We start from the raw sequence: 1,346 nt of genomic DNA, 5'->3' as shown, positions 1-1,346 counted from the left end.
GCGTTCGTATATTCGTGGCCGCAGTAAACCTCCGTCTCCGGCGGCAGCACGGCGAGCTTCGACAGCGAACTCCACATGGTCGGCGCGTCGCCTTCGAGCAGCTTGCCGCAGCCGACCGAGAACAGCGTGTCGCCGACGAACACCGCGCCCTCCTCCGGGAAGAAATAGCTGACATGCCCGCGCGTGTGGCCCGGGGTTTCGATCACATGGCCCTTGGCGTTGCCGATCTCGACCGTATCGCCTTCCTTCACCTCCACATCGAGACCGGGGATCAGCCCCGCTTCGCGTGCGGGACCGGTGACCGTGCAGCCGGTCTTCTTTTTCAGAGCATCGATGCCCGCCGTATGATCGGCGTGGTGGTGCGTGACCAGGATATCGGTGAGGGTCCAGCCCTTCTGCCCCAGCGCCGCCTTAATCGGCTCCGCCTCGGGCGCGTCGATCGCGGCGGTCGCACCCGTCTCGGGATCGTGGATAAGCACGCCGTAATTGTCGCTGCGTGTCGGAAATTGATAAATGTCCAGCTTGGCCATCGCGGTCTCTTCTTTCTTGCTTGTCAATTCGGCTGAGGCGCCGGACCGTACCATTTGAGGCGCGAGGATTGAACGGCCCTCGAAGGGACTTGAGAACGAACTCTAAACGCCCCCACATCACAATCGAGCCATGCATCTCGACGCGATCGATCTCAAAGATTTCTCGCCCGCCGCCTGGGGCTGATGGTGCGGCGCCTGCTGCGCCACCGCATCCGGGCCCGCTGGGGCGACGTGCGGGGCATGCGCGTGTTCGGGCTGGGCTATGGCACGCCCTATCTCGCCGAGTTCCGCGGCGAAGCGCGCTGCGTTGGCGCGCTGATGCCCGCCGGCTTCGGCGCCCTGCCCTGGCCGGACCGTGGGGCCTCCCTCACCGCCCTCGTGGAAGAGACCGAACTGCCTTTGGACGACGAAGCCGCCGACCGCATTCTCATGGTGCATATGCTGGAATGGTCGGAGCGCTCGCGCACGCTGCTGCGCGAGATCTGGCGCGTGCTGAGCCCCAATGGCCGCGTGCTGATCGTGGTGCCGAACCGGCGGGGCTTGTGGGCGCGGGTCGACACCACGCCCTTTGGCTATGGCAGCCCGTTCAGCCGCTCCCAGCTCGCGAAGCTCCTGAAAGATGCCATGTTCCAGCCCGAGGGCTGGCACTACGCGCTCTACACCCCGCCGTTCAACTGGCGCGTGCTGACCCGCTGGCCGGCCTTCTGGGAGCGCCTGGGGCTCATCCTGTGGCCGACCTTCTCCGGCGTGATCATGGTCGAGGCGACGAAGCAGGTCTATGCGGCCATGCCGGTGCGCGAAACCGAGCAGAAGGTC

The 1,346-nt window shown here is 65.8% G+C and carries 2 protein-coding genes; one reads left to right on the top strand and one right to left on the bottom strand.

Annotated elements, in window-relative coordinates; genetic code table 11:
• Window positions 1-530 (bottom strand): hydroxyacylglutathione hydrolase (gene gloB / locus AUC71_RS10480; protein ID WP_083238273.1); only part of this gene is annotated, 530 nt, incomplete at its 3' end.
• Between the two features lie 183 nt (window positions 531-713).
• Here gloB and AUC71_RS10475 point away from each other — a divergent pair.
• The coding region (locus AUC71_RS10475; protein WP_069624220.1) for a class I SAM-dependent methyltransferase at window positions 714-1,346 on the top strand (633 nt) is incomplete at its 3' end.

Origin of the sequence: Methyloceanibacter marginalis, from assembly GCF_001723295.1 — a bacterium.
GTDB lineage: Bacteria > Pseudomonadota > Alphaproteobacteria > Rhizobiales > Methyloligellaceae > Methyloceanibacter > Methyloceanibacter marginalis.
Note: the sequence above shows the minus strand (reverse complement) of the source record. Positions and strands in the feature narration are given on the sequence as shown.